The 24,841-nt window shown below is 32.9% G+C and carries 20 protein-coding genes; 17 read left to right on the top strand and 3 right to left on the bottom strand.

Annotated features, from left to right (window positions below; all coding sequences use genetic code 11):
* Positions 1 to 109: 109 nt before the first annotated feature.
* From pepV to CD150_RS11115, 5 genes are all read left to right on the top strand, one after another.
* Positions 110 to 1,519, top strand: coding sequence for a dipeptidase PepV (gene pepV, locus CD150_RS11135; RefSeq protein WP_073341659.1), 1,410 nt, complete (start codon positions 110 to 112; stop codon positions 1,517 to 1,519).
* A 2-nt stretch (positions 1,520 to 1,521) separates the two neighbouring features.
* The gene (gene dat / locus CD150_RS11130; RefSeq protein ID WP_103161594.1) at positions 1,522 to 2,367 is read left to right on the top strand and encodes a D-amino-acid transaminase; all 846 of its coding nucleotides are present in this window, start codon (positions 1,522 to 1,524) and stop codon (positions 2,365 to 2,367) included.
* A gap of 459 nt (positions 2,368 to 2,826) precedes the next feature.
* A complete protein-coding gene (locus CD150_RS11125; RefSeq protein WP_064208823.1) occupies positions 2,827 to 3,618 on the top strand; it encodes a phosphotransferase family protein in 792 nt (263 codons plus the stop codon).
* A gap of 15 nt (positions 3,619 to 3,633) precedes the next feature.
* Positions 3,634 to 4,275 (top strand): tRNA (guanosine(46)-N7)-methyltransferase TrmB, encoded by a 642-nt coding sequence (gene trmB / locus CD150_RS11120; protein WP_064208824.1) that lies wholly within the window; start codon positions 3,634 to 3,636, stop codon positions 4,273 to 4,275.
* 302 nt (positions 4,276 to 4,577) lie between these two features.
* Positions 4,578 to 5,405, top strand: a complete 828-nt coding sequence (locus CD150_RS11115; protein ID WP_073341662.1) for a YtnP family quorum-quenching lactonase — start codon at positions 4,578 to 4,580, stop codon at positions 5,403 to 5,405.
* A gap of 176 nt (positions 5,406 to 5,581) precedes the next feature.
* Here the strand turns inward: CD150_RS11115 and CD150_RS11110 are convergent, their stop codons facing one another.
* Positions 5,582 to 5,899 carry a hypothetical protein gene (locus CD150_RS11110; protein WP_046206822.1) on the bottom strand — a complete coding sequence of 106 codons (318 nt, stop codon included), beginning with the start codon at positions 5,897 to 5,899 and terminating at the stop codon, positions 5,582 to 5,584.
* An 82-nt stretch (positions 5,900 to 5,981) separates the two neighbouring features.
* Between CD150_RS11110 and CD150_RS11105 the strand changes: the two genes are divergently transcribed.
* From CD150_RS11105 to ccpA, 10 genes are all read left to right on the top strand, one after another.
* The gene (locus CD150_RS11105) at positions 5,982 to 7,058 is read left to right on the top strand and encodes a M42 family metallopeptidase (protein WP_073341664.1); all 1,077 of its coding nucleotides are present in this window, start codon (positions 5,982 to 5,984) and stop codon (positions 7,056 to 7,058) included.
* A 17-nt stretch (positions 7,059 to 7,075) separates the two neighbouring features.
* On the top strand, positions 7,076 to 7,384 hold the full coding sequence (locus tag CD150_RS11100) for a thioredoxin family protein (RefSeq protein ID WP_073341667.1): 309 nt from the start codon (positions 7,076 to 7,078) through the stop codon (positions 7,382 to 7,384).
* Between the two features lie 125 nt (positions 7,385 to 7,509).
* The gene (locus tag CD150_RS11095; RefSeq protein ID WP_073341669.1) at positions 7,510 to 8,373 is read left to right on the top strand and encodes a DUF1444 domain-containing protein; all 864 of its coding nucleotides are present in this window, start codon (positions 7,510 to 7,512) and stop codon (positions 8,371 to 8,373) included.
* 12 nt (positions 8,374 to 8,385) lie between these two features.
* Positions 8,386 to 8,985, top strand: a complete 600-nt coding sequence (gene ytpR / locus CD150_RS11090; protein ID WP_046206826.1) for a YtpR family tRNA-binding protein — start codon at positions 8,386 to 8,388, stop codon at positions 8,983 to 8,985.
* A gap of 17 nt (positions 8,986 to 9,002) precedes the next feature.
* On the top strand, positions 9,003 to 12,671 hold the full coding sequence (locus CD150_RS11085; RefSeq protein ID WP_073341672.1) for a DNA translocase FtsK: 3,669 nt from the start codon (positions 9,003 to 9,005) through the stop codon (positions 12,669 to 12,671).
* A gap of 23 nt (positions 12,672 to 12,694) precedes the next feature.
* Positions 12,695 to 14,008 (top strand): UDP-N-acetylmuramate--L-alanine ligase, encoded by a 1,314-nt coding sequence (gene murC, locus CD150_RS11080; protein WP_046206828.1) that lies wholly within the window; start codon positions 12,695 to 12,697, stop codon positions 14,006 to 14,008.
* A 71-nt stretch (positions 14,009 to 14,079) separates the two neighbouring features.
* Positions 14,080 to 14,571, top strand: coding sequence for a DUF948 domain-containing protein (locus CD150_RS11075; RefSeq protein WP_046206829.1), 492 nt, complete (start codon positions 14,080 to 14,082; stop codon positions 14,569 to 14,571).
* 82 nt (positions 14,572 to 14,653) lie between these two features.
* A complete protein-coding gene (locus CD150_RS11070; protein WP_073341675.1) occupies positions 14,654 to 15,871 on the top strand; it encodes a hypothetical protein in 1,218 nt (405 codons plus the stop codon).
* A 693-nt stretch (positions 15,872 to 16,564) separates the two neighbouring features.
* Complete coding sequence (locus CD150_RS11065) at positions 16,565 to 17,656, top strand: bifunctional 3-deoxy-7-phosphoheptulonate synthase/chorismate mutase (RefSeq protein WP_103161592.1); 1,092 nt, start codon at positions 16,565 to 16,567, stop codon at positions 17,654 to 17,656.
* A gap of 311 nt (positions 17,657 to 17,967) precedes the next feature.
* Complete coding sequence (gene ccpA / locus CD150_RS11060; RefSeq protein WP_073341680.1) at positions 17,968 to 18,957, top strand: catabolite control protein A; 990 nt, start codon at positions 17,968 to 17,970, stop codon at positions 18,955 to 18,957.
* Positions 18,958 to 19,151: 194 nt separating this feature from the next.
* Here ccpA and CD150_RS11055 read toward each other — a convergent pair whose 3' ends face one another.
* Together CD150_RS11055 and CD150_RS11050 are read right to left on the bottom strand one after the other, a co-directional pair.
* Positions 19,152 to 20,306, bottom strand: coding sequence for an acetoin utilization protein AcuC (locus CD150_RS11055; RefSeq protein ID WP_103161591.1), 1,155 nt, complete (start codon positions 20,304 to 20,306; stop codon positions 19,152 to 19,154).
* A gap of 17 nt (positions 20,307 to 20,323) precedes the next feature.
* Entirely contained in the window at positions 20,324 to 20,956 is a 633-nt protein-coding gene (locus CD150_RS11050) for a hypothetical protein (RefSeq protein ID WP_046206833.1), read from the bottom strand.
* Between the two features lie 181 nt (positions 20,957 to 21,137).
* Between CD150_RS11050 and acsA the strand changes: the two genes are divergently transcribed.
* Together acsA and CD150_RS11040 are read left to right on the top strand one after the other, a co-directional pair.
* A complete protein-coding gene (gene acsA / locus CD150_RS11045) occupies positions 21,138 to 22,847 on the top strand; it encodes an acetate--CoA ligase (protein WP_103161590.1) in 1,710 nt (569 codons plus the stop codon).
* Positions 22,848 to 23,150: 303 nt separating this feature from the next.
* Positions 23,151 to 24,818 carry a formate--tetrahydrofolate ligase gene (locus CD150_RS11040; RefSeq protein ID WP_073341688.1) on the top strand — a complete coding sequence of 556 codons (1,668 nt, stop codon included), beginning with the start codon at positions 23,151 to 23,153 and terminating at the stop codon, positions 24,816 to 24,818.
* Positions 24,819 to 24,841 lie beyond the last annotated feature (23 nt).

Genomic DNA, 24,841 nt, shown 5'->3' with positions numbered 1-24,841 from the left:
TAATTATACAGTGAATTTTTTAAAATAATAATCACATCTCGCTGTAGTTTCTGTACTACTTCATGTAAAATATTAAATATATAAGTATTAAAAAGGAAGTTGATGCTAAATGTGGAAAGAAAAAGTGAAAGAATACGAAACAGATATTATAAATGATTTAAAAGGCTTATTATCTATTGAAAGTGTGAGAGATGATAATGAAATTTCTTCAGATAATCCAGTCGGACCTGGACCACGTAAAGCATTAGATTATATGTACGAAATTGCTGAACGTGATGGATTTGATACTCACGATGTTGAACATATTGCAGGGCGTATTGAAGCTGGTGAAGGCGAAGATGTTATGGGGATTTTATGTCATGTTGATGTAGTGCCAGCTGGTGATGGTTGGGATACTAATCCTTTTGATCCGGTTGTAACTGAAGATAAGATTATTGCAAGGGGCACACTAGATGACAAAGGGCCAACAATTGCCGCATATTATGCCGTGAAAATATTGAACGATATGAAAGTTAATTGGAAAAAGCGTATACATATCATTATAGGTACTGATGAAGAGTCAGATTGGAAATGTACAGAGCGTTATTTTAAAACTGAAGAAATGCCAACTTTAGGGTTTGCACCTGATGCTGAATTCCCAGCAATACACGGTGAAAAGGGTATTAGTACTTTTGATGTGGTTCAAAATGAAAAAGCTGAAGATAAAGATGAACCAGAATACGAACTTATTTCTTTTACATCAGGTCAACGTTATAACATGGTACCTGACGAAGCAATTGGTAAACTTGCGGTTAAAGAAAATATGACTGACGTCATTCAAAAATTCGAACAATTTTTATCTGAGCATAATTTAAATGGTGAAAGTATCGTTGATAGTGGCGTATTAGTACTTAAAGCATACGGTAAAGCTGTACATGGTATGGATCCATCTATTGGTGTGAATGCTGGATTGTACTTATTACATTTCTTAGCCCAATTAGGTTTAGACAAAACTGCTGAAAATTTCACTCAATTTAGTGAACAGTATTTATTCAATTCTCATTTCGGTGAAAAAATGGGAATGAAATTCCACACAGATGTTATGGGAGATGTAACTACAAATATAGGTATCATTTCATATGATAATCAAAATGGTGGTCAATTCGGTATTAATTTAAGATATCCGCAAGGTTTTGAATTTGAAGAAGCTATGACTCGTTTTAAAGGTGAGATTCAGGAACTTGGTTTTTCTATAGCATTAGGTAAAAATCAAACACCTCACTATGTGGATAAAAATGATCCTTTCGTACAAACTTTAGTGAAAACATATCGTAACCAAACAGGTGACCAAACTGAACCATACACAATTGGTGGTGGAACTTATGCTCGAAATTTAGATAAAGGTGTCGCATTTGGTGCTATGTTTAATGATTCAGAAGATTTAATGCATCAAAAAAATGAGTATATTACGAAAAAACAATTATTCAATGCAACTAGTATTTATTTAGAAGCTTTATATGCTCTATGTGTGGAGGAATGATGATGACAAAAGTACTTATTAATGAACATTTAGTAGACGAACAAGACGCAAGCGTACCATACAATGATCGTGGTTATGTATTTGGTGACGGTATATATGAATATATTAGAACATACAACAATAATATTTTTACTGCCAAACCACATTTTGAAAGACTTTTGAGAAGTGCTAAAGAAATAGGTTTAGAATTGAAATATAATGTAGAAGAGCTTACAGAATTAATCCAAGAATTATTAGCAGCGAATGGTGTCGTTAATGGTGGCGTATATATACAAGTTACACGTGGAGCAGCCCCTCGTGACCATGCATTTCCTACGCCATCAGTAGAAGCGAATGTGATGGCAATTACTAAAACTTACGATCGTCCTTATAAGTTATTAGAAGAAGGTATTAATGCGATTACAACTGAAGATATTCGTTGGTTAAGATGTGATATTAAAAGTTTGAATTTACTTGGCAATGTGTTGGCTAAAGAGCGTGCAGTTAAATATAACGCTCAAGAGGCTATTCAACATAGAGGTGATATTGTTACTGAAGGATCATCAAGCAATGTTTATGCTATTAAAGCTGGAGAAATCTATACACATCCAGTAAATAATTATATATTGAATGGTATTACACGTATGGTCATAAAAGATATTGCTCAAGAAAAAGGTATACCGTTTAATGAAGGTACATTTACTGTAGATTTTTTAAGAAATGCAGATGAAATTATTGTGTCTAGTACATCTATTGAAGTAATGCCAGTCGTAAAATTAGATGGTGAACAAGTAGGAGACGGAGAAGTTGGACCAATAACGAAATCGTTACAAGAAGGATTTAATAGATACATTGACACAGATAGTTAATATTTTCCATAAAAGGAAATAAAATGTAACTTTTACCAAAGCTAAATTATGTTATAATGCTAACTGAGCCGATTTAAAAATTATAGAAAAATACTGTAGTAAAATGTGACTTTTTGTTTCTCATTATTGGTTGAAATAAATCCTTAAACATTATAAAATCTTCTATGAGACTTGAAATTGAGACATGAAATTTCATTTAAAAAAACTAAAGGAATTTTTCGAAAAAAATACTGTTACGAGATGATATATGATATGATGTTAAAGTTATTATCAATCTCGATACAGTATTTCATATTTAAATATAAAAACTTGATTCTATGGGACAAAATGGTCGTTATCATATAATGACAGTAATATAGAGTTTTAAGTTTAAAAGTGTGTGTATTAGAAAATGATTATATTTGGCTCTCGAAATCTGTTTTCTGGAGCCATTTTCTAATTGAAAGTGAGGTGAACGTGTTGGAGCAGTTTTATCAATTAGGGTGGACACTTGATTCAGCAGGTGGTGCATCTGGAGAAGCATATATGGCTGAACAAGATGGGCAGAAATTGTTTTTAAAACGAAATTCAAACCCATTTATTGCAGCCTTGTCTGCTGAAGGTATTGTACCTAAGCTCGTATGGACGAAACGAATAGAGACTGGGGAAGTCGTGACGGCGCAACATTGGAAAAATGGCAGAGAGTTAACTTTTGATGAGATGTATGAACAACGAGTAGCTAATTTATTGAAAAAAATACATAGTTCAAAAACACTTTTGAATATGTTGAAGCGTATGGAAATGTATCCTATTACGCCTGATATTTTGTTAAATAAAATAAACGCCTCATTATCTAGAGAAGTGTTAACACACCATGTGGTGCGAAAGGCATTAACTTATTTAGAAGATCATATGCCAAGTCTTGACCCTAGATTTTTTACAGTTGTCCATGGAGATGTCAATCATAATAATTGGTTGTTGTCTGACCACGATGAACTATTTTTAGTGGATTGGGAAGGTGCAATGATTGCAGATCCAGCAATTGATTTAGGCATGCTGCTATACAATTACGTTCCTGAAAATAAATGGCCTCAGTGGTTAAATGATTACGGTACGAAAGATTCTATAGACTTGCAAAAAAGAATGAAATGGTATACTGCTGTACAATCTATTGGTATGGTTCAGTGGTATGAAGAACAAAAACGCTATAAAGATATGAATATGTGGCTGAAGTTCTTAAACGAAGTAATGAATAACAATGCATTTATATAAGGAGTTATCAAGAAAATGAGAATGCGTTACAAGCCATGGGCAGAAGATTATTTAAAATCGCATCCTGATATTGTAGACACAGATGGCAGCCATGCAGGACATATAAGTGAGTGGTTTGACAAAGAACAACCAATTTATATTGAAATTGGTTCCGGCATGGGACAATTTATAACAACACTTGCTGCACAAAGACCTGAAATTAATTTTATATCTATGGAACGTGAAAAAAATGTAATGGTCAAAGTGTTAGATAAAGTGAGAGAGCAAAATCTAACGAATATTAAATTGATATGTAACGATGCGATAGAATTAAATGAATACTTTAAAGATGGTGAAATTTCACGTATTTATTTAAATTTTTCTGATCCTTGGCCGAAAAGAAGACATACTAAGCGTAGATTGACGTATCACACGTTTTTATCTTTGTATAAACAAGTTTTAAAAACAGATGGTGAGATTCATTTTAAAACAGATAATAGAGGATTATTTGCCTATAGCTTAGAAAGTATGTCCCAATTTGGTATGTATTTTACAAAAATAAATTTGAACTTGCACCAAGAAGAAAAAGAAAATAATATTGAAACAGAATATGAGCGCAAGTTTTCAGACAGAGGTTCAAGAATTTATAGAATGGAAGCAAAATTCCATAGTAATTAAATATTTGTAATGACGCAGCCCAAAATCTCACGTTCAAAACAAAGGACTAATCCGCAACAATGACGGATTAGTCCTTTTTATTATAACTGTGCTACGATTTTGCTCGTACATGCTTGCCTGGGGATATGACTCGAGCCTGTAGTCTCTCGTTCATATCATTTCCCTAGGCGTCAGTACATGACAAAATCACCATGAAATTTTGTTGTAGCAGAAGACTAACAAATTTCGTTATTTTACGTGTACTGAGTATTATATTACTATATTAATTAATGAGTAATTAAATCAAGAAATGGGGACTGATTATGAAATTAGGAAATTTCAAGATACATTACCTGAACGGTGGCGTTACAAATATTGATGGTGGAGCGATGTTTGGTGTGGTTCCGAAAGTTTTATGGGCTAAAAAATATGAGCAAAGTGAGGAAAATCGGATTCCATTACCTACACATCCAATTTTAATACAAACGGAAGAATTTAACTTTATTATTGATACTGGTATTGGTAATCATAAGCTTACCGAAAAAGAGCGTAAAATATTTGGTGTGCATTATGAAAGTAATATAGAAGAAGATTTAAAATTATTTAATTTGACAACGAATGATATTGATTATGTTTTAATGTCACATTTACACTTTGACCATGCGTCAGGATTAACTGATAGTGAAGGGCATGCAGTTTTTAAAAATGCGATTCATGTTATTCAACAAGATGAATGGCATGAGTTTGTTAGCCCAAATATACGAAGTAAATCAACTTATTGGCAGAAAAATAATGGTGATTTCACCGATAAATTATTGTTGTTTGAAAAAGAAATTGAAATCGTCAAAGGGATTAATATGTATCATACTGGTGGCCATAGTTACGGTCACTCTATTATTACAGTAGAAAATGCAGGAGAAAAAGCAGTACATATGGGGGATATTTTTCCTACAGTCGCACATAAAAATCCACTGTGGGTAACTGCTTACGATGATTATCCAATGCAGTCTATAAGAGAAAAAGAACGCATGATACCTAGATTCATTTTAGAAAATTACTGGTTTTTATATTATCATGATGTAAATTACTTTGCTGTAAAATTTAATCAAAAGGAACCATCTGAAATCGAGCATTACATTACAAGAGAATAAAATAAAAGGTTAAAGTTTTGAACATTTGAAATAGCACTATATCTTAACTAAAAATACAATCAATGTCTTCATAGTTTGAGCAGTAATATAGTTTATTTCTTTCATTGTAATCATCTCAGTGTAGTCAATAAATATTTTCTACATGATACAAGTATGTTCATAACTTTAACCGTTTATCATTTACATTCAATGATGTTTATCACTTCACCAGTTTTAGCGTCGGCATAAAAATCATAATAAGTGCGTTTGCCATTATGAAGGGTAGTGATACCACCTTGAAAGACTTCTAATTGATCGCCAGCATTTTGATACATTATCGTTTCATTTAGTATGTAAGAACCTACAACATTCATAAAATAAGTTTTTACATCTGTAATAATAGCTTCTGGATTACGATTTTGTAGTTGCTTTTGACGCGTATAAAAATAAATTGATCCAACAATAGTTGTTATTGAAATTAAGCCGATGAAGAACCAACTTTTTTTATTCAACATATTACAATCTACCCCCAATAAATTCATATTTATAGTTTACCATAATGAAGATGATATAATAAATATTAAGGAGTGAATGACATTGAGTATAGACAAAAGTAAAACATTATCAAGAATGAAAATATTAACAGAATTACATGGAGCGCCAGGATTTGAAGATGACGTTAAATCATATTTGAAATCTGAAATGTCACCGTATGTAGATGACTTTGTATACAATCGAATGGGCGGCTTTTATGGAGTTAAGAGAGCTAAATCTAAAAATTCAAAGAAAATAATGGTTGCTGCTCATATGGACGAAGTAGGCTTTTTAATAACGCACATCACAGATAATGGGCTCTTACAATTCACGAATTTAGGTGGAGTAGCGACTGATATATGGCAAGGTCAAAGACTAAAAGTTAAAACAAGAAACAATGAAGAAATCATAGGAGTTGTAGCGAATATACCGAAACATTTTAGGACAGGTAACGAAGGTGCACCAAAAATTGAGGACCTATTATTAGATATTGGTTGTGAAAGTGAACAAGATGTTATCAATCGAGGCATTCAAATTGGTGATACTATTGTTCCAGACACACCGTTCACACAGTTATCAGAGCATAGGTTTGCTAGTAAAGCGTGGGACAATCGTTATGGTTGTTTATTAGGTATAGAATTATTAGAATTATTAAAAGACGTAGAGCTAGATTTTGATTTATATGTTGGCGCAAATGTTCAAGAAGAGGTTGGGTTAAGAGGTGCAAAAGCCTCTGCTGAATTAATCGATCCGGATGTAGCTTTTGTAGTAGATTGTTCGCCAGCAAATGATATGAAAGGAAAGCAAAATCTTTCCGGTGAATTGGGTCAAGGGACATTGATTCGTATAAAAGATGGTACGATGATACTAAAACCAAAGTTTAGAGATTTTCTATTAGATTTAGCAAACAAATTTCAAATTCCATATCAATATTATATGTCTCCAGGCGGTACAGATGGAGGAGAAATTCACAAAGCAAACATTGGTATTCCAACTGCAGTTATTGGTGTTTGTGCACGCTATATTCACAGTACAAATGCAGTATTTGATTTTCGTGATTATGATGCTGCAAGAAACTTAATATTACAATCAGTTAAAAATTTGGATGACGAAATAATAAATACTTTACAGTATAAATAATGTTTTGGAGTGATTAGATGGAACAATTAGAAAATGAACAACAATTTTTAGAATTTAAAAGAGGGCACACTGTATTTTTATTTACTGCTGATTGGTGTCCAGATTGTAAAGTGATTGAACCAGACTTACCACAACTTGAAGCGAAGTATACAAATTATAAATTTGTATCAGTGGATAGAGATAAATTTATAGATATTTGCATTGAACATGGTATTATGGGCATTCCTAGTTTTTTAGTATTTAGTAATGGACAACAAATTGGAAGTTATATTGGAAAAGAGCGTAAATCCATTGAACAGATAGATAATTTTTTAGCTTCTTTATAAACATAAAGTGAATGAATCTTATTAAGTGCACGATAAAAATATACCCTTAGAACTTACTTTTTTTCTGTTCCTAAGGGTATATTTATTGTAAACTGTATAAAGACACGTAAATAGGAGTGTTAACGATGAATGTCTTTCAAATGAGAGATAAATTAAAAGATAGATTAAAACATTTAGATGTCAAATTTAGTTTTAATCGTGATGAAGAAACGCTACACGTATCTAGAAATGATAATGGCAAAGGTGTCACTGTCAAACTTTCAACAATTGTAGCGAAATATAAAGAACAAAAAGAAAATATTGTAGATGAAATTGTATATTATGTCGAAGAAGCGATTGAACAAATGAAAGGGGAGGCGTTATCTGAAACAGAGAATATTGAGATAATGCCTGTATTAAGGTCGCCTAGTTTTGATAAAAAAGACAAAGAAGGTAATTCATTTGTTATAGATAAACATACTGCAGAAACTAATATTTATTATGCAGTAGATTTAGGAAAATCTTATCGATTGATAGATGAGCAAATGTTAGAAAAATTAAATCTTACTAAACAACAAGTGAAAGAAATGGCTTTATTTAATGTTCGAAAACTTGAAAACAAATATAAAACCGATGAAGTTAAGGGTAATATCTTCTATTTTGTAAATTCAAATGATGGTTACGATGCCAGTAGAATTTTAAATTCTACCTTTTTAAATGACATACAAGCGCAATGTGAAGGTGAGATGTTGGTGGCAGTACCGCATCAAGACGTGTTGATTATTGCTGATATTCGAAATAAAACAGGTTACGATGTTATGGCACACTTAACGATGGAATTCTTCACGAAAGGATTAGTTCCAATTACGTCACTTTCATTAGCTTATGATAATGGACATTTTGAGCCAATATTTATTTTGGGTAAAAATAATAAACAAAAAAGAAACCCAAATGTCATCCAAAGATTAGAAGCAACTCGAAAACAATATGAAAATAAAGATAAGGAATAAGGAGTTAAAAAAATGAATTTATTTTACAATAAAGAAGCTGTAGGAGATGTAGCTTTTTTACAAATTGAGCCCGCAACAGGCGAATTTACGTATGAGACGAAGAATGATGTAGTAGCAATTCGTCAAGATAACAAGATTGTAGGTTTTAATATATTCAATGCATCAAAAGTGTCAGATATTGATGGAAATGGACATATAAAGTTGGATGAGAAGTTAATTCAGGACTTACAACAAGCAATTAAAAATGCTGGTTTCACGTTTGAACTAAATGCAGATTTATCACCAAAATTTGTTGTTGGTTATGTTGAAACTAAAGAAAAACACCCTGATGCTGATAAATTAAGCGTATTGAATGTAGATGTAGCAACAGAAAAGCTACAAATTGTTTGTGGTGCGCCGAATGTTGAAGCAGGCCAAAAGGTCGTTGTTGCAAAAGTAGGTGCAGTAATGCCAAGTGGAATGGTTATTAAAGATGCAGCCTTACGCGGTGTAGATTCAAGTGGAATGATTTGTTCTATGAAAGAATTAAATTTACCAAATGCACCACAAGAAAAAGGTATTATGGTATTGTCTGATGAATACAAAGTTGGACAGGCATTTTTTGAAGAATAGAAGGAGGTAATGTCCGAATGAGCTGGTTCGACAAATTATTTGGAGAAGAAAATGATCCTAATAAAGACTATCTAAATAAAAGAAACCAACGACGTCAAAAGAGTCAAGAACATCAAGACACATTACTTCCTCAAAATAACGATGTTTATGAGAGACCTAAAGGGAAATTTAGATTTCCAATGCGTGTTTTAGAAGAAAATAGTGAAACTGAGGACGCTATTAATGGAAAATCAGAAAATGAATTTAAAAATTCTGACCATAAATCAACTAGTCACCAAACTGAGAATCACAGCCACAGAAGAAGGAGACAAATGGCTAATGAAAATGCTACAGATAAATTTACTCAATCATCTAAAGAATCATATGCAACATCTCGTAGTAAAACAAATGCGTCATTAGATAATGAAGTTCAAAAAGAAAAGAGACAACACAAAGGCAAAAGAACAAGAATTCAAACAGACGTTTTAGGTGGTACTGGACGTGAAAATGGTCATAGTACAAAAAGACATGAGCCTACTACCCCTCAATATCATAAAAGTGAATTTAAAGCTAGCGAGGTTCCGTCAGCTATTTTTGGCACTAAAAAACCACACCCTTTAGAAAATGGTGTGATAAAACCTAATCATCGTTTTAAAGATGATAATGAAAATAAAGTGCAAGAAGAACGCAAATCAAATTCTAATAATGACCATAATGACAATGCTGAAACAACGTTTGATCAACCTTCTCAAGTTGATAGCGAACAACCATCAGCTAAAAAGAGCAATGAACAACTACTAGATAAGTCGATACAACAAGAAAATGTATCACAAGCTACTACTACTCCAAAAAAGAATAATACCATCAATATAGAAAATATCTATGCTTCTCAAATTGTTGAAGAAATTCGTCGCGAACGTGAACGTAAAGTGCTTCAAAAACGTCAATTTAAAAAAGCATTGCAACAGAAGCGTCAAGAAAATCAACAAAATGATGAAGATACAATTCAAAAAGCAATTGATGAAATGTATGCACAGCAAGCAAAACAATATATTGGAGAAAGTTCATTAGATGGTGCACAAAATAAAATTAGTGATACAGACTATTCAACAAAATCGTCTGGTGAAGATGCAACGGATGAACATGATACAACTGACCAAATTGATACGTCACAATACAATTATCAAGAAATTAATTTAGACAATATAAGTAATGTACATAACATTAACGACTCTGACGATGTTTCAAATACAAATGAAAATCAAACAGAAAATGTAGAAACAGCATCAAATCTTACAGAATCATCAACGAATCATGCTAACGATGAAACAAATCTTTCTCAAGATATTGATCATGCAGATATAGACAATCATTTGCACCATCATGACGAAAATTCAAATGGAACTATTGATAATACTGGTATTTCGGAAGCTACCTATAGAGAAATTTCAGATAATCAAAAAGATACGACACAAAATACAGTTGATTTGACTCAACAAACTAATAACAATGAACGAAAAACGTCACAAAGTGAAAATGATGATGTATTAGATCATACATCATTGCATACTAAACATCATTTTGAAAAAGAAGATGAGCAATATGTAGATGAGTCTAATGATATTAATCAGAATGAATCACGGAATGAAGAAGATTTATCAACTTCAACTGAAGCGGATGAAAATGGTGAAAAAACAGTTGTTAATGACGTGCAAATGTCAGAGAATAACGAAAATGAAGCACAACAAGATCATGTTAAAACAAACGCTAAAGCGAATAGCGATGAACAAAACAATCAACAACATAAAAATACAATCAACTCGAAAGGAAGCAAACCAAAACCTTTCAATGTAGTAATGACACCATCTGACAAAAAAAGAATGCTTGATGCCAAGAAAAATCTTAACGACACACATGCTTTTGTGAACTCAAATGATACTGAATTACAACAATCAGATGAAAAAATAGATAAAACGGCACAAAGTGAAAAAGATGAATCAACTGCTGCATTTAATCAACAAATGCAAACTGAAACTAACCTGGAAGAACATAATTCTAATGCTAATGAGTCAAAAGATATGTTTATAAATACGGAATCTGAAACGTTGACTGAGGATGAAGAAGTAGCATCCAGCATAGATGACAAAAATGAAGTTATAAGTCACAGGTATAATGGACAACCACAAAATGCAGAAACCAATCATGTGGATAAACATTCTGTAGATGCTACCGTTTCTCATAAATCAAATTCTGTGAATCAGCAGAACCAAAGCATGCAAGCATCCCAAGAAAGCAAAACAACTATACGAAAAGGTCCAAATATTAAACTTCCGAGTATTGATTTACTGGATGAACCTAAGGTCCATGAAGTAGATAATCAGTGGATTGAAGAAAAGAAACAAGAATTAAATGAAGCATTTTACTATTTCAATGTACCTGCGGAAGTTCAAACTGTTACAGAAGGGCCAAGCGTGACTCGTTTTGAATTATCTGTAGAAAAAGGTGTAAAAGTATCAAGAATCACTAACTTACAAGATGATATTAAAATGGCGTTAGCAGCAAAAGACATACGTATTGAAGCGCCTATTCCAGGTACAAGTTTAGTAGGTATTGAGGTGCCAAATCAGTCTTCAACACCTGTTAATTTACGTTCTATCATAGAAGATAATACTTTTAAAAATGCTGAATCTAAATTAACAGTTGCTATGGGACTTAGAATTAATAATGAGCCGTTAGTTATGGATATAGCAAAAACGCCTCATGCATTAATTGCTGGTGCTACAGGTTCAGGTAAATCAGTATCTATTAACAGCATTTTAATGTCATTATTGTATAAAAATCATCCTGAGGAGCTAAGATTATTACTGATCGATCCTAAGATGGTTGAGTTGGCACCATATAACGGTTTGCCACATTTGGTATCTCCTGTTATTACAGATGTTAAAGCTGCTACACAAAGTTTAAAATGGGCAGTGGAAGAAATGGAACGTCGTTATAAAGTATTTGCTAAATATCATGTTAGAAATATTACTGCATTTAATAAAAAGGCAAATTATGATGATAGAATGCCAAAAATTGTTATAGTAATAGATGAATTAGCTGATTTAATGATGATGGCGCCACAAGAGGTTGAACAATCAATTGCACGAATTGCACAAAAAGCACGCGCATGTGGAATTCATATGTTAGTTGCAACACAAAGACCATCTGTAAATGTAATTACAGGGCTAATCAAAGCGAACATACCGACACGTATTGCTTTTATGGTATCTTCAAGCGTAGATTCACGTACAATTTTAGATAGTGGTGGAGCAGAACGCTTATTAGGTTATGGAGATATGCTCTACCTAGGAAGTGGAATGAACAAACCAATACGTGTACAAGGAACTTTCGTTTCTGATGAAGAAATTGATGATGTCGTTGATTTTATAAAACAGCAACGTGAACCTGATTATCTTTTTGAAGAAAAAGAATTGTTGAAAAAAGTAGAAAGTCATCCGCAAGATGATTTATTCGACGATGTATGTCGATTTATGGTACAAGAAGGACATATTTCTACTTCACTGATACAAAGACATTTCCAAATCGGTTATAATCGAGCTGCTAGAATTGTAGACCAATTAGAACAGTTAGGTTATATTTCGGAAGCAAATGGTTCTAAACCCAGAGATGTGTATATCACTGAGTCTGATTTAAATGATAATTAATATAGAGATAAAGGAGTGTTACAATGACACATTACCATTTTGTCGGCATTAAAGGTGCCGGAATGAGTTCATTAGCACAAATCATGCATGATCTTGGAAATGAAGTACAAGGGTCAGATATTAAGAATTATGTTTTTACAGAAGTCGCATTAAAAAATAAAGGTATAAAAATTCTCCCTTTTGATGCAGATAATATTAAGGAAGATATGGTCATTGTTCAAGGTAATGCATTTCCTGATACGCATGAAGAAGTTGTACGCGCGCATGATTTAAATTTAGAAGTGATTCGTTATCACGATTTCTTAGGTCATGTTATTAACCAATATACTTCAGTTGCTGTAACAGGTGCGCATGGTAAAACATCAACAACTGGTTTACTATCACATGTTATGAATGGAGATAAAAAAACATCCTTTTTAATTGGTGACGGTACTGGATTAGGTATTCCAGCTAGTGATTACTTTGCTTTTGAAGCATGCGAATACCGTAGACATTTTTTAAGTTATCATCCGGATTATACAATTATGACAAATATTGATTTTGATCATCCAGATTATTTTAAAGATGTGCATGATGTATTTAATGCCTTTCAAGAAATGGCGCAAAATGTAAAAAAAGCAATTATCGCATGGGGAGATGATCCATATCTTCGTGATTTAAAAGCAGATGTACCTATTTATTATTATGGATTTTCTGAAAATGACGATATTTATGCGGATAATATTCAAATTAGTGAGAAAGGTACACAATTTGATGTTTATATTAATAATAATTTTTATGATACCTTCTTATCTCCACAATTTGGAGACCATAATATCTTAAATGGACTTGCTGTAATAGCAATCAGTTATTTAGAAGGATTGAACGTTGATAATATTAAAGAAGCGTTAGAAACATTTGGTGGTGTAAAACGTAGATTTAATGAAACTAAGGCAGGTAAACAAGTATTAGTAGATGATTATGCTCACCATCCAAGAGAAATTAGTGCTACAATTGAGACAGCACGAAAAAAATATCCTAATAAAGAAGTTATAGCTGTTTTCCAACCACATACTTTCAGTAGAACACAAGCTTTTTTAGAAGAATTTGCTGAATGTTTAAGTCTTGCGGATAAAACATTTTTATGCGAAATTTTCGGCTCAATAAGAGAAAACAATGGCGAACTAACTATTCAAGACTTGGTTGAAAGGGTAGATGGTTCTACACTTATTGATGAGCAAAGTGTAAATACTTTAGAACAATATGAAGATGCGGTTATCTTATTTATGGGTGCAGGCGATATACAAAAAATCCAGCGCGCATATATGGAAAATATCGGTGTAACTACCTCATTTTAATATGTTTATGTTAAAATGATGTGGGTATTTATATTAAATAACAACATATGTTTTTTTAGGAGGCGTTTTTAATGGAATGGATTTTACCTATAGCTGGAATAATTGCAGCGATTGCTTTTTTAGTGTTATGTATAGGAATCGTTGTTGTATTACTTTCAGTTAAGAAAAATTTAGATCACGTTGCTAAAACTCTTGATGGAGTTGAAGGACAAATTCAAGGGATTACACGTGAGTCTACTGATTTACTTCATAAAGCGAATCGCTTAACTGAAGATATTCAAGATAAATCAGAACGTTTAAACTCTGTCGTTGATGCTGTTAAAGGTATCGGTGATTCAGTTCAAACATTAAATGGTTCTGTTGATCGAGTAACAAACTCAATCACGCACAATATTTCTCAAAATGAAGATAAAATTTCTCAAGTTGTACAATGGTCAAATGTTGCAATGGAAGTTGCTGACAAATGGCAAAACAGAAGAAATCGTAGAGAAAGTGCAAATTATAAAACAAGTAGCGTAGCAAATGATGCAAATCACAGCTATACTACACGAGTTGACCATTAATCATTTATATACTTAAAAAACAAATGCACTTAAATGAGGTATAAACTTATTTAAGTGCATTTGTTATAGGAGGCATTCAAATATGAAGTACTATAATCGAGATGATTACGAAAGAAATTTAGAAAGTTATGAAGTACCAGAATATTTTACATCCGGTGCTAGAAATGTGTTTGTTTATGGATTTATAGTAGGTGCTGTGATAGGTTCGGCTGTAGGATTAGTGTCTATTAGTAAATCACGTCAAAGTGAGAAATCCGTTCCTAAAAGTAATAAAACATTCAAATCAAATGTAGTTAAAGAAGCTGAAAATGACAAACTAGAAGCAGAACGTCAAGTTGCGCATATTAAAGAAAAAGCAATTACAAACAATGAATTAGGTGCGCAAAAAGTTGCAATTCAACAAGAGACGGCTACTCACAACTTATCTGATACGTCACCACAAGCACAAGATACATTAACTGAACAACAATCGGATGAAACATCAGAAGGCTTGAATAATATTGATGAACAAGCACAACCAACTGATAGTGAAAAGAATGCTCAAAAAAATGCAATCAAGAAAGAGTCAGAAACACATCATTTAGCTGATTCTACAGTTGCTTCAACGTCTAACGAATCACAAAAAAATGATACAGTATCGGCTACGAAATTAGCCAATGCTGCTGAAGAAAAAAATAAAGCTTTAACAAATGACCCGACAATTAAGAAAAATACAACTGAACTTGTAACAGAAGAAAGTGTAAAATCTAATTCTAAAAAAGAAGTACCTAATTTAGTTACAAAAAATGACAAGACTGAAGCTAAAGATAGCTTAAATTCAGCAACAATTGCAGGTGGTATTACTGCTTCGGGATTAGCATTAGCAGCGAGTCAAAAACGTGATGCAATGTCTAAAGACCCAAAAGTAGCTGAAAAAACCGTTAATTTATTAAAACCTGAATCTTTAACAGTCAAAGGTAATCAAGAAGTGCCTAATTTAGTTACAAAGAAATTAGATAATGCAGTTGAAAATAATAATAAAGTAGAAAATTCTGCTGATAAACATGATCAATCTTCAACTAAAAATACACCTCAGGCTGCAGAGCAACGTGTTAAACAAACACATAAAAGTGTGTCGTTTAAAGACGGTATAATTGTACATGATAATGCTGAACAAGGTATTAGTAAGCAATCTTCTAATAATAGTACTGATAGCTCTAATTCTGACAATGAGGTTCCAACATATTCAAAAAATAGATTGCAAAGCAAAAAGACTGAAAAAGCAAAAAGTAAAATAGATAAAAGAACATTTAATGATTAAAACTGTTATGTGATTTTGGAATAAATTCTATAATCAAAAGCAGTCTCGGACATAAATTCTATACTCAAAATAAGAGGGCCAATGCATAATATGGATTGGTCCTCTTTATAGTTAAAATCTTACGTTTTTGACTGTCCATGCTTGGCTAGGATATGGTTCGAGCCTGTAGTCTCTCACTCATACGATTCCTCTGGGTGTCAGCACATTACAAAATCGGTATAATTGATATTTTGTTACTCAAAAAATAAGGCACTTACGTATAATTAAATAAACATTACTCAACTAAATTAACGAAATGCCTTATATGTGAAATGTATATCTTTACTCAACATACACTGTCAATGGACACTTCAATACTTATTCCTACAATTATCAGTAAACTAAAAATTAACGAATCAACTACCCGCATTAGATAACATAAGTATAGTCACTTATGTTAAGTGGGGTATAATATCCTTGCATACGTTGTGATGAGCGTTGGTATAAATTGATTATTTATGGAATAGTGTAAAAATACGGCTAGAAAATAACAGAAAATTCAGTTATCATTAAACGTATTCACTTTAAAAGTGATTTTTTACGTTTGAGACTTGAACTTATATGCAGTTATTGTTAGAATTACGTTTAACAAATATTTTATCGCTTTAAAGCAGAATAAAATATCGCTGTAAAATTTTCATAGAGGTGACTAAAATGACAGACAAATTACAAGAATACAGAGATGAAATTGTTGGAATTAATGAACAAATACTAGACCTTTTATCTAAAAGAGGGAAGATTGCACAAACAATAGGTGAAGAAAAGCGCAAGCAGGGTACAATGGTTTATGACCCTCAACGTGAAAAAGAAATGATTAACCAACTATTAGATAAAAACGAAGGTCCGTTTAATGATAATGTGATTAAACAACTATTTAAAGAAATATTTAAAGCCTCTACTGACTTGCAAAAATCAGAGAATGAAAAACATTTATATGTATCTAGAAAATTGAAACCAGAAGATACAATTGTTCAGTTTGATAATAAAGGTATTATCGGTGACGGTAATAAATCTTTTGTTTTTGGTCCATGCTCAGTTGAATCACAAGAACAAGTAGATACAGTTGCAGCAGATTTACAAGCCAAAGGTGAAAAGTTCATTAGAGGTGGAGCGTTTAAACCTCGTACATCACCTTATGATTTCCAAGGTTTAGGTGAAGAAGGACTAAAAATACTTAAAAATACAAAAGATAAATATGGTTTAAATGTTGTAAGTGAAATTGTAAATCCAGCAGATTTTGAAATCGCTGATCAATATTTAGACGTTTTCCAAATTGGTGCGCGTAATATGCAAAATTTCGAATTATTAAAAGAAGCAGGACGTTCTAATAAGCCAGTATTATTAAAACGTGGATTAGCTGCTACAATCGAAGAATTTATCTTTGCAGCTGAATATATTGCATCGCAAGGTAATGAAAATATAATTTTATGTGAACGTGGTATACGTACATATGAAAAAGCTACAAGAAATACATTAGATATTTCAGCAGTACCGATTTTAAAACAGGGGACACATTTACCAGTTTTAGTAGATGTTACACATAGTACTGGACGTAAAGATATCATGTTACCAACTGCAAAAGCAGGTTTAGCTGTTGGTGCTGATGGTATTATGGCAGAAGTTCACCCAGATCCTTCTGTTGCTTTAAGTGATAGCGGTCAACAAATGGATTTAAATGAATTTGAAAAATTCTACAATGAATTAAAACCATTAGCTGATATGTATAACAATAAACAATTAAAATAATTTATACCATACGATGACTTTATAACCTCTATTTTGCATACTAATTATTTAGGTGCTTATAGAGGTTTTTATATTTCTTTTCAATAGCTATTTATATGAATTTATATTAATATTAATTACTGTTTTTGAAAATGATTGAAATAGAAATAAAAACTTATACTTAAATAAGATTTAATAAATTATTATGAAATTGACATTATTATGACATTCAAATCAAAATGATTTTACATTTACGAAAAATATGGTAAACTTTGAAAATGTTATGAAAACAGAGTATAATAATAAAGAAATCGCTTTCAAGGAGGAAGTTTATGACTGTAACAATTTATGATGTAGCTAGAGAAGCAAGGGTATCTATGGCTACTGTTTCGCGTGTCGTAAATGGTAACCAAAATGTAAAACCGGAAACACGAGACAAAGTGAACGAAGTTATTAAAAAGTTGAGTTATCGTCCCAACGCAGTAGCAAGAGGATTAGCAAGTAAACGTACGACGACTGTTGGGGTAATCATCCCAGATATTTCAAATGTGTATTATTCACAACTCGCACGTGGTTTAGAAGATATTGCTACAATGTATAAATATCACTCAATCATATCGAATTCTGATAATGACCCTGGCAAAGAGAAAGAAATTTTTAATAATTTATTAAGTAAGCAAGTAGATGGCATTATCTTTTTAGGTGGAACGATATCAGAAGAAATTAAAGAATTGATTAATAAATCATCTGTTCCAGTAGTCGTGTCAGGTACGAACGGTAAAGATGAAGGAATTTCATCAGTCAATATCGATTTCCAAACAGCTGCAAAAGAAATCACAGCGCACTTAATAGAAAAAGGAGCAAAACGTTTTGCTTTTGTAGGCGGAGACTATTCCAAAAAGGCACAAGAAGATGTGTTAGAAGGATTAAAAGAGGTTTTATCAGAAAATCAATTAACATTAGATGAACAATTAGTTTTCAATGGCAATGAGACCTATAAAGATGGTTTACGTGCATTTGACGCATTAAAATCTAGTAAACCAGATGCTATCTTATCAATTAGTGATGAACAAGCAATTGGTTTAGTTCATGCAGCACAAGATGAAGGTGTAACTGTTCCAGATGATTTACAAATTGTTAGTTTTAATAACACACGTTTAGTTGAAATGGTTAGACCGCAATTATCAAGTGTGATTCAGCCGTTGTATGACATTGGTGCAGTGGGAATGAGATTATTAACCAAATATATGAACGAAGAAGAAATTGATGAACCTAATGTGATTTTACCACATAGAATTGAATACAGAGGTACAACACAATAAAGTTAATAAAACAGCAGAATCTTGGACATAAATTTTATGTAACATGATTTCGTTGTCCGAGTTAAGTAAGAATGAACAGAATTTAAGTGTCACCTGAGCTGAAACTCGTGCAAAAGCCCCACTAACTCAACGAACTGAGTAGTGGGGCTTTATCATGTCTGTATTTTTATGTAATAAAATAATGAATACCAATGTTATTTAAACCAACTTAATACTTGAGTTGCATGTTTCATATTGATTTCTGTAATTTCTTTACGTCTAGGTATTAATTGATAATCTAGTTTTTGGTCTTTCCAAGTTGTAGGTAATTCACAAGTAGCATAGGGTGTCCACTTAGCGATCCACTTTTCAGGTAATTTGCCTTGCTGTTGTTGTTCACCAATTAATGCTAAAAAAACATGCGTCCATGCCCTAGGTACAACTTTCCAAATATTGTAACCACCGCCACCAAACATAATTACTTTTCCATCAGTATATTTATCTGCTAATGCTTTAATTTTATAGGGGATTTCATATAGTGCATTTAATGTACAACTCATATGTGTGAGTGGGTCTAAATAATGAATATCTACACCGTGCACACTCAAAATGATATCAGGTTTGAAAGAGGCAACCACAGGTTCTAATGTTTCATTTAAGACTTCTAGATAAGAATCATCTTCTGTGTAGGGTTCAAGTGGTATATTGACGGTATAACCGAAGCCTTGTTCATTGCCGCGTTCTGTATAGTTTCCCGAACCAGGGAATAAAAATTTGCCTGTTTCATGTATAGAATAAATTAATGCATCGTTGTTAGTGTAAAAGCTCCATTGTGTTCCATCCCCATGATGTGCATCTGTATCTATACACATTACTCGTAAATCATAATGCTTGATGAGATAAGCAATGGTAATTGCCACATCATTGTATATGCAGAAACCATTGGCACGACCTGGCAAACTATGATGTAATCCACCACCTAAATGGCAACCATTGGTGAATGTACCGTCCATAATTTTATCAGCTAAATTAAGGGCACCACCCACAATGCGTGCACTGTGTTTATGCATCATTCTAAACTGTAGTGTATCGCTTCCATCTAAGCCATATTTCTTAGCTTCATTGTCATTTAAAATGCCATGTGATGCACGTCTAATAGATTGTATATAATCATAGCTATGAATCAAATTTAATTCGTCATCTGTAGCGATTCGCGGTTTAACAATGTGTTCAGGTTTTAAATAACCTAAATCACTTAATAGTTCAGTTGTCAGTTTCAATCTCATTTGATTGAAAGGATGTTGATTACTAAAACGGTATTGTAAGATTTCGTTTGAATAAACAAAACCAGTTTTTTGGGTATTGCTCATATTGATTTAACTCCCCTTTAAAAGAAAAAGCGATTCTTGTATCTTAAATCATCGAATGCTTGTAATTGATCAATGGAAATGCGTGCACCTATTCTTGCCATTAAACAATTTGCTGGGTGACTAGTGATTTCAGGATCATCTGTAGCAAAAATTTCTAGGCCCCCATAACCCATTAATTTTTGCATTAATTTTTTATAAGCAAAAACATCTAGACCTGAATTTTTTAAATCCCAATGCCAATAATACTCAGTAGTTAAAACGATATAATCTTCATATTCATCGGCCGCCAAACTTAAACGAATGAGTTTACTGCCTAAATGTAAATGTCGATAAGGTAAACTGATTTCTATCGCACCCAGTTCAATTAAATACTCAAGGTTACCATCAGACCAACGTTCTAATGGATCAGGATAGTGATAAGTGACATAACCTACAATATGGTCATGCTTTCTAATTACAAAAATTCTACCTTCTTTTAATTCACTAATTTCTTTTATAGCTATAAATTGATCGTTAGGTTGTCGAAAAGCAGAAAGTCCATCATCAAAAGTCATAAGTTCAAGATTTTCTCTAGAGACAGGGCCTTCTATTATAAATGTACCTTCGTCCAAATGAAATGTTTGAAATTGATACGTTTTTATATGTTCCATTTTTTCACTCCAAACGACTGTAGATGAATGTCATATTCACCCTTTAATACTTTTAGTATAAGTGATTTCGGAGAAAATTAACACGATAATGTATCCGTTTACACCAATTATTTTGAAAATTGTGAATTTATTAGTTATAATATGCATTAAGCATTCGATTTCATTAAGAGGGGGATTTAGAATGAAAGTAGAAGTATATAAAGGGGAAGAAGGAAATTTTAACCTTCAAAACTATGAGAAGCAATACAACAACTTTGATTGGAAAGAGGTCGAAAAAGCATTTTCATGGTATGACACAGGTAAAGTGAATATGGCGCATGAATGTATCGATCGCCATGTGGATGAAGGTAAAGGAGAAAAAGTTGCACTTCATTATAAAGATGATCAGCGACAAGAAAGTTATACTTTCAGTGAAATGAAATCAAAATCAAATAAAGCTGCAAATGTTTTAAAAGATAAAGCCAACGTTGAAAAAGGTGATCGTGTATTTATTTTTATGCCAAGAACACCTGAACTTTATTTTGCATTATTTGGTATTTTGAAAATAGGTGCAATTGTAGGCCCATTATTTGAAGCATTTATGGAAAAAGCTGTTGGGGATAGACTAGAAAATAGTGAGGCAAAAGTAATAGTGACTACTAACAGTTTATTGCCAAGAATACCTGTAGATAAGTTACCAAATTTAGAAACAATCATTGTAGTTGATAATGATGTAGATGGTGCATATGTAGATTTCAATAGTGAATTTGAACAAGCGAGTGATCAATTTGAAACGGAATGGTTAGATTTAGATGATGGTTTGATTTTACATTATACATCAGGCTCAACTGGTCAACCTAAGGGCGTATTACATGCGCAAAAAGCGATGTTAGTACATTATATTTCAGGTAAATATGTACTTGATTTTAAAGATGATGATGTGTATTGGTGTACAGCAGATCCAGGATGGGTCACTGGAACATCTTATGGTATATTTAGCCCTTGGTTAAACGGCGTTACGAATTGTATTGCGGGAGGTAGATTTTCTCCTGAAGCATGGTATGGTATGATAGAAGAATTTAAAGTGACTATATGGTATACGGCTCCAACAGCATTAAGAATGTTAATGAGTGCTGGTGATGATATTGTTGAAAAATATGACTTGTCATCATTAAAGAGTATTTTATCTGTCGGTGAACCATTAAACCCTGAAGTCATTAAATGGGCAAAAGATGTATTTGGACTGCGTGTGCTAGATACTTGGTGGATGACTGAAACAGGTGGCCATATGATTGTAAACTATCCTTCGATGGATGTGAAATTAGGTTCAATGGGTAAACCATTACCAGGTATTGAGACATCAATTGTAGATGATCAAGGTAATGAATTACCTCCTAATCGCATGGGTAATTTGGCAATTAAAAAAGGTTGGCCATCCATGATGATTTCTATTTGGAATAATCCTGAAAAATATGAATCGTATTTCATTGGTGACTGGTATGTATCTGGAGACTCAGCTTATAAAGATGAAGATGGATATTTCTGGTTCCAAGGTCGTGTTGATGATGTAATCATGACTGCTGGTGAACGCGTAGGTCCATTTGAAGTAGAATCGAAATTAGTGGAGCACGAAGCAGTTGCAGAAGCAGGCGTCATTGGTAAACCAGATCCTGTACGCGGTGAAATTATTAAAGCATTTGTTGCGCTACGCTCTGAATTTGAGGAAAGTGATGAGTTGAAAGAAGAAATTCGTAAGTTTGTTAAAGAAGGTTTAGCTGCACATGCTGCACCACGTGAAATAGAATTTAAAGAAAAATTACCGAAAACACGTTCAGGTAAAATTATGCGTCGCGTACTAAAAGCATGGGAGCTTGACTTGCCAGAAGGCGACTTAAGTACGATGGAAGATTAATTAAATACAAAGTGTTAAAGTTTTATTTCACATGCAAAAATTGCTAAAAACACTCCTTTATTGATAGGTTTTAACTTTGCTTAAAATTTTGAAATAAAGGAGTTTTTAGTGTAATAAAACAATATGAGTATAAATGTATATCATAATTTTACAAAAGTAGCTTATTATTTTGAAAGCGTTATCTCTATTAATCGACAACACAACATTATTTGGTTATTATGAATATGTAAGGAATTTTGACTCACTGATTGAAATTTGATTTTTAAAAGTGATTAAAATTTATAAAAGAAGGGGCGAATGAATTTGGCACATTTATCAGACTTAGATATTGCTAATCAATCAACATTACAACCTATAGGGGACATAGCTGAAAAAGTAGGTATTCCAGCAGATGCTTTAGAACCATATGGACACTATAAGGCTAAGATAGATATTAACCAAGTTAAACAAAAAGATAACAAAGGGAAAGTCGTATTAGTAACAGCTATGAGCCCAACACCAGCTGGTGAGGGGAAATCAACAGTTACTGTTGGTTTGTCTGATGCATTTAACCAATTAAAGAAAAATGTAATGGTTGCATTACGTGAACCAGCTTTAGGACCAACGTTTGGTATTAAAGGTGGAGCGACAGGTGGCGGATACGCTCAAGTGTTACCGATGGAAGATATTAACTTGCATTTTAATGGTGATTTCCATGCGATTACTACAGCGAACAATGCTTTATCAGCATTTATTGATAACCATATTCATCAAGGCAATGACTTAGGCATTGATCAAAGAAGAATTGAGTGGAAACGCGTTTTAGACATGAATGATCGTGCGCTAAGAAATGTGATTGTAGGATTAGGTGGGCCAACGCAAGGTGTACCACGTGAAGATGGTTTCAATATTACAGTGGCTTCAGAAATTATGGCAATTTTATGTTTAGCTAATGATATTCAAGATTTAAAATCTAAAATCAGCAAAATTACAGTAGGTTATACAAGAGATCGTAAACCTGTCACTGTTGCGGATTTAAAAGTTGAAGGTGCATTAGCAATGATACTTAAAGACGCAATCAAACCAAATTTAGTCCAAACGATTGAAGGTACACCTGCATTAGTACACGGTGGCCCATTTGCAAATATTGCACATGGTTGTAACTCAATTCTTGCTACTCAAACAGCAAGAGAATTAGCTGATATTGTCGTAACAGAAGCAGGCTTTGGCTCGGATTTAGGTGCTGAGAAATTTATTAATATCAAGGCACGTGAAGCAGGATTTGAACCATCAGCAGTCGTAGTAGTAGCTACGATTCGCGCGATTAAAATGCATGGCGGCGTTGCCAAAGACAACCTTAAAGAAGAAAACGTTGATACATTAAAAGCAGGAATTGTAAACTTAGAACGCCATGTAAATAACGTGAAAAAATATGGGTTAGAACCAGTGATTGCATTAAATGCATTTATTCACGATACAGATGCAGAAACTAAATTTGTTCAAGAATGGGCAAAAGAAAATGGTGTACGACTAGCTTTAACAGAAGTTTGGGAAAAAGGTGGTGAAGGTGGTATCGATTTAGCTAACGAAGTGTTAGAAGTGATCGAGCAACCACAAGATTTCAAACATTTATATGAACTAGAGCAACCATTAGAAGATAAAATTGAAACAATCGTAAAAGAAATTTACGGCGGTAGCAAAGTAACATTTAGTAGTAAAGCTCAAAAACAATTAAAACAATTTAAAGAAAATGGTTGGGATCATTATCCTGTATGTATGGCCAAAACACAATATTCATTTTCAGATGATGCAACGTTATTAGGTGCACCTGAAGGTTTTGAAATTACAATCCGTGAATTAGAAGCGAAAACAGGTGCAGGGTTTATTGTCGCACTGACTGGTGCAATAATGACAATGCCTGGTTTACCTAAACAACCTGCCGCATTAAAAATGGATGTTACAGATGATGGACATGCAGTTGGTTTATTCTAAATATTTGTTTAAAAAAGTTTAGA

Origin of the sequence: Staphylococcus ureilyticus, assembly GCF_002902235.1 — a bacterium.
GTDB classification, from domain to species: Bacteria; Bacillota; Bacilli; order Staphylococcales; family Staphylococcaceae; genus Staphylococcus; species Staphylococcus ureilyticus.
Note: the sequence above shows the minus strand (reverse complement) of the source record. Positions and strands in the feature narration are given on the sequence as shown.

Coding starts and splice junctions, on each gene's coding strand:
- CD150_RS11100 (WP_073341667.1), top strand. CDS start 7,076: ATGGAACAATTAGAAAATGAACAACAATTTTTAGAATTTAAAAGAGGG.
- murC (WP_046206828.1), top strand. CDS start 12,695: ATGACACATTACCATTTTGTCGGCATTAAAGGTGCCGGAATGAGTTCA.
- CD150_RS11065 (WP_103161592.1), top strand. CDS start 16,565: ATGACAGACAAATTACAAGAATACAGAGATGAAATTGTTGGAATTAAT.
- CD150_RS11095 (WP_073341669.1), top strand. CDS start 7,510: ATGAATGTCTTTCAAATGAGAGATAAATTAAAAGATAGATTAAAACAT.
- CD150_RS11070 (WP_073341675.1), top strand. CDS start 14,654: ATGAAGTACTATAATCGAGATGATTACGAAAGAAATTTAGAAAGTTAT.
- CD150_RS11050 (WP_046206833.1), bottom strand. CDS start 20,956: ATGGAACATATAAAAACGTATCAATTTCAAACATTTCATTTGGACGAA.
- ytpR (WP_046206826.1), top strand. CDS start 8,386: ATGAATTTATTTTACAATAAAGAAGCTGTAGGAGATGTAGCTTTTTTA.
- CD150_RS11075 (WP_046206829.1), top strand. CDS start 14,080: ATGGAATGGATTTTACCTATAGCTGGAATAATTGCAGCGATTGCTTTT.
- acsA (WP_103161590.1), top strand. CDS start 21,138: ATGAAAGTAGAAGTATATAAAGGGGAAGAAGGAAATTTTAACCTTCAA.
- CD150_RS11055 (WP_103161591.1), bottom strand. CDS start 20,306: ATGAGCAATACCCAAAAAACTGGTTTTGTTTATTCAAACGAAATCTTA.
- CD150_RS11085 (WP_073341672.1), top strand. CDS start 9,003: ATGAGCTGGTTCGACAAATTATTTGGAGAAGAAAATGATCCTAATAAA.
- trmB (WP_064208824.1), top strand. CDS start 3,634: ATGAGAATGCGTTACAAGCCATGGGCAGAAGATTATTTAAAATCGCAT.
- CD150_RS11110 (WP_046206822.1), bottom strand. CDS start 5,899: ATGTTGAATAAAAAAAGTTGGTTCTTCATCGGCTTAATTTCAATAACA.
- ccpA (WP_073341680.1), top strand. CDS start 17,968: ATGACTGTAACAATTTATGATGTAGCTAGAGAAGCAAGGGTATCTATG.
- pepV (WP_073341659.1), top strand. CDS start 110: ATGTGGAAAGAAAAAGTGAAAGAATACGAAACAGATATTATAAATGAT.
- CD150_RS11115 (WP_073341662.1), top strand. CDS start 4,578: ATGAAATTAGGAAATTTCAAGATACATTACCTGAACGGTGGCGTTACA.
- dat (WP_103161594.1), top strand. CDS start 1,522: ATGACAAAAGTACTTATTAATGAACATTTAGTAGACGAACAAGACGCA.